The organism is Kitasatospora sp. NPDC047058, assembly GCF_040643935.1.
Lineage (GTDB): Bacteria > Actinomycetota > Actinomycetes > Streptomycetales > Streptomycetaceae > Kitasatospora.
In genome coordinates this window covers 1-3,964 of sequence record NZ_JBEYVJ010000543.1, presented here as the reverse complement: position 1 = coordinate 3,964, position 3,964 = coordinate 1, and the positions used below count along the sequence as shown (strand labels likewise).

Annotated in this window: 2 protein-coding genes and 1 pseudogene; all 3 read right to left on the bottom strand. The window is 74.6% G+C overall.

What is annotated here, in order from left to right; genetic code table 11:
- A pseudogene (locus ABZ885_RS37095) lies at nucleotides 1–2,231 on the bottom strand (amino acid adenylation domain-containing protein); the annotation flags it as partial.
- Nucleotides 2,232–2,337: 106 nt separating this feature from the next.
- Nucleotides 2,338–3,666, bottom strand: coding sequence for a hypothetical protein (locus tag ABZ885_RS37090; protein WP_360198976.1), 1,329 nt, complete (start codon nucleotides 3,664–3,666; stop codon nucleotides 2,338–2,340).
- Between the two features lie 17 nt (nucleotides 3,667–3,683).
- Nucleotides 3,684–3,964 (bottom strand): phosphopantetheine-binding protein (locus ABZ885_RS37085; protein ID WP_360198974.1); only part of this gene is annotated, 281 nt, incomplete at its 5' end.

Sequence of the window (3,964 nt, the reverse complement as noted above, 5' to 3'; positions counted from 1 at the left end):
ATCAACCCCAGTGCTGTCACACTCTGTCCCCCCCCGACGCTCTGCCGAACTCCGGCCGGCCGGCCGCCGGCCGGCGGCAGGTCGCGGTGCACCGCGTAGACGGTGACCAGCCCGGTGTCCGCGAGCATCCGCTGGCCGTCGACCGTGACGTGGAAGCCCCGCTCCCGCAGCAGCCGTTCGATCCACTCGACCTGCCCCGGCAGGTCGTGGGCCTCGACGACGAGCCGGTGCACCCGCGGCCAGTGCTCGTCCCGGAGCCCGAGCAGGACCTCCCGCTCGCTCTTCTCCGCGTCGATCTTCAACAGGTCGATCCGCTCGATGGCGTGCTCGTCGATCACGTCCGAGAGCGTACGCAGTTCGCAGGCCACCTCGACGTGCCGCAGCCGCTCGCGGATCAGCGCGTCCAGGTCGCCCGCGGCCTCGGGCCCGAGCGCCTCGCCGTCCGGCGACTCGTTGCGCAGGAAGGCCTCCAGGACGGCGCGTTCCTCGGCGGGCTCGCCGTGCCGCCCCGACATCACGGACAGCTGCGGGTAGTAGGTGAAGACGGCCCGGCCGGCGCGGTCGGCGAGGCCGTACGGGTGCAGCCGGGCGTCGACCCCGTGAATGCGGGTGTTGAGTTCGAGGCGGCGGAACACCTCGGGGATCGGCTCGAAGGAGTGGACGGTGCTCCCGGGGCTGGAGCGCGCGACCGCGAGCGCGAACATGCCGATGTGGGCGCCGACGTCGAGCACGCACGCGCCCTCGTCCGGCAGCACGATGCCGTGGCTCAGGTACTCGCGCCCCTCGAAGATCTCGCGGTACAGGAAGTCCGCCTCGGCCCGGCCGGCCGCGACCACGGCCATCCCGTTGGGCAGCACCTGCAGGTCCTCGCCGTCGAGCGCGCCCGAGGCCTCCAGCCGGCACAGCTCGCGCAGCGGCCCGGCGGCCGTCCGGTCCGGCACCAGGTGGGCGAGCAGCCGGGTGCCGCCCGACCCGTCCGGCGCGGTGCTCACCACGGCCTCGGCGACGGCCGGGTGGGACGCCAGCACGGCCTCCACCTCGCCGGGTTCGATCCGCACCCCGCCGACCTTGACCTGATGGTCGACCCGGCCGGCGTAGTGCAGGACGCCATCGGCGTCCTGCCGGGCGAGGTCGCCGGTACGGTACATCCGGCTGCCGGGCGGGCCGTACGGGTCGGCGACGAAGCGCTCGGCGGTCAGGCCCGGCCGCCCCAGGTAGCCCCGGGCGAGCTGCACGCCCGAGACGTACAGCTCCCCGACCTCCCCGGGGGCCGCCTTCCGCAGCCGCCCGTCCAGGACCGCCAGCCGGGTGTTCCGCACCGGCGCGCCGATCGGGACCGGCCCGGGCGCGTCCTGCGGCGAGCACGCCCGGTACGACACGTCCACGGCGGCCTCGGTGGGGCCGTAGAGGTTGTGCAGCTCCGCTCCCAGCACCCGGAAGAAGCGTTCGCGCAGCTCGCCCGAGAGCGCCTCGCCGCTGGCGAAGACACGGCGTAGTGTCGTGCAGTCGGCCGCGCCCGGCTCCTCCAGGAACACGCGCAGCATCGAGGGCACGAAGTGGACGGTGGTGATCCGCTCGGCCCGGATCAGCCGCGCCAGGTGGGTGGGGTCGCGGTGGCCGTCCGGCTCGGCCAGCACCAGGGCGGCACCGACGGCCAGCGGCCAGAAGAACTCCCACACCGACACGTCGAAGCCGGCCGGGGTCTTCTGCAGCACCCGGTCGTCGGGGCCGAGCGGGTACTCGGACTGCATCCAGCGCAGCCGGTTCACGATCGCCTCGTGCGGGACGGCGACCCCCTTGGGGCGGCCGGTCGAGCCCGAGGTGAAGATGACGTAGGCGGTGTTCGACGGGTGCGGGGCGGGCAGCGGCGCGCCGCCGGCCCCGGGCGCGTCGGCGTGGGACAGCCGCTGCACGTCGTCGGCGGAGAGCACCAGCAGCGGTGCGGCGTCCTCCAGCATCCGCCGGGTGCGTCCGGCCGGGCCGTTCGGGTCCAGCGGAAGGTAGGCCGCGCCGGCCCGGTGCACCGCGTGCAGGGCGACGACGAGCTCCACCGAGCGCTCCGCCGAGACGGCCACCACGCTCTCCGGGCCGACGCCCTTGGCGGCCAGCGCGAGGGCCAGGCGCTCGGTCCGGGCGTCGAGTTCCGCGTAGGTCAGGGTGACGTCGCCGGTGACGAGCGCGACGGCGGCGGGCGTCCTGGCCGCCTGGGCGGAGAACAGGTCCGGCAGGGTCTGCGCGCTCCCGTCGGGAGCCGCGGGGTCGCTCATGACGTCACTTCCCGTGGTTGTCTGCGAGTCGGTGTGTCGGACGACGGGCCGACGGAGGCGATCGGCCCGTTCACAGCCGCCATCCCGGCCCGTCCGCCGCTCCGGGGAGCACCGTGACACCCGGTTCGTCCGAGGGGCGGGCGTGCACCAGGCAGGCGAACGAACGGTCCACCCCGGTACCGCGCCAGAGCGCCGTAAGCTCGTCGTGCACGGACTGCGGGGAACCCCCGGCGCCGTAGCCGACGAAGGTCTCGGCCATCGCCCAGGCGTCCAGGTGGCCGGGTTCGAGCCGGGTGGAGCCGGTCGGGACGACCGTCACCGACCACGACCGCTCCCGCGCCAGCCGCTCCAACCAGGCCACCGAGGGGCCGTGTGCCACACTGCCGATCAGCCACGCGTCGGCGAAGACCTGTCCGTGAGGGGCGAGCGGGACGCGGCGCAGCCCCGCCTCCAGGATCCGGCAGCCGTCCGGCCCGCCGTCGGCCCGCCAGGGCAGGTCCAGCCCGAAGGAGGGCATCATCGGGGCGTTGACGGACACCGTGTCGAACGGCTCGCCCAGATCCACCTTCAGGGCGTCGCCCCAGATCAGCTCGGCCGTGTCGAAACGGTCGGCGAGCAGCAGGTTGAGCTCGGTCACCGGGGCCATCCCGGTGTCGGCCTCCACCAGCACCACCTCGCGTGCGGTGCCCGCCATCACCAGGGCTTGGGCGCCGGTGGAGGCGAAGAGGTCCAGGCAGCGCCCGCGCGCGCCCAGCAGCAGTCGACCGAGGCCCGCGCTGTCCGGACCGTAGTAGCCGAAGCACGGAACCTCGGCCCAGCTCACCGCGTGGACGAACACCAGCTGTCCGTGGTGCTCCACCAGGCGCAGCGCCGGCAGCCGCAGGCCGTCCCGGTCGGTCTCGGCGAGCCCCTCCGCGACCAGGTGCTCCACGAGCTCCGGTGGTACCACGGCCGCGGCGTCGGCCGCCGGGACCCAGCGCGAGAGCACCAGCAGGTCGAGGGCCGTCGCCAGCCGCCCGCCCAGCTCCGGGCTCGCCGCCGCGAGGTCCGCGTCCCGGGTGCCGCTGGCGCCGTGGGCGGCGAGGAACATCGGCAGCCCGCAGCGCTGCAGCCGGAGGCGGAACTCCTCGACCGCCCGGTGCAGCCGGGGTGTCACGCCCGATGGGCGCGGCCCGGTGGCCGCGGGCCCCGGCTGCGGGCCGCCCGAGGGTGCCGACGGCTCCACGCTGTTCGTCAGCTTCCGCAGCAGGACCAGGAGTTCGGCCTTCCGGCGGAACACCTCGTGCCGCAGCTCCGGTGTGAAGGCCCCGGGGGGCGCGCTGTACCGCAGCACCCCGCCGTCCTCCCAGACCCGGACGTCGGCTGCCCGCAGCCGCGCCAGGAGGTCCTCTGCCGGCATCGTCGTCTCCCTTCGGTTCACGGCCGCCGCCCTCGCGCGCGGGCCGCCATGCGGTTCTGCTGCTGCTGTCGGCGCGAGGAAGCCCTGCTGCGCACCTCGTCCAGGGCGGACCGGACGTCCTGCTCGGGATCGGCGCCGGAGTTGTCGACCAGCGCCGCCAACTTGGAGACCGTCGACGCCTCGTAGAGCTGGGCCACGGTCAGCGAACTGCCCAGCGCGGTGTTGACGCCGGAGATCAGCTGGATCGCCACCAGTGAGCTGCCGCCCAGGTCGAAGAAGCTGTCGTTGACGCCGACCC

Excerpts from the sequence above, each read along its gene's own strand:
- ABZ885_RS37090 (WP_360198976.1), bottom strand. The coding sequence starts at position 3,666 with ATGCCGGCAGAGGACCTCCTGGCGCGGCTGCGGGCAGCCGACGTCCGG.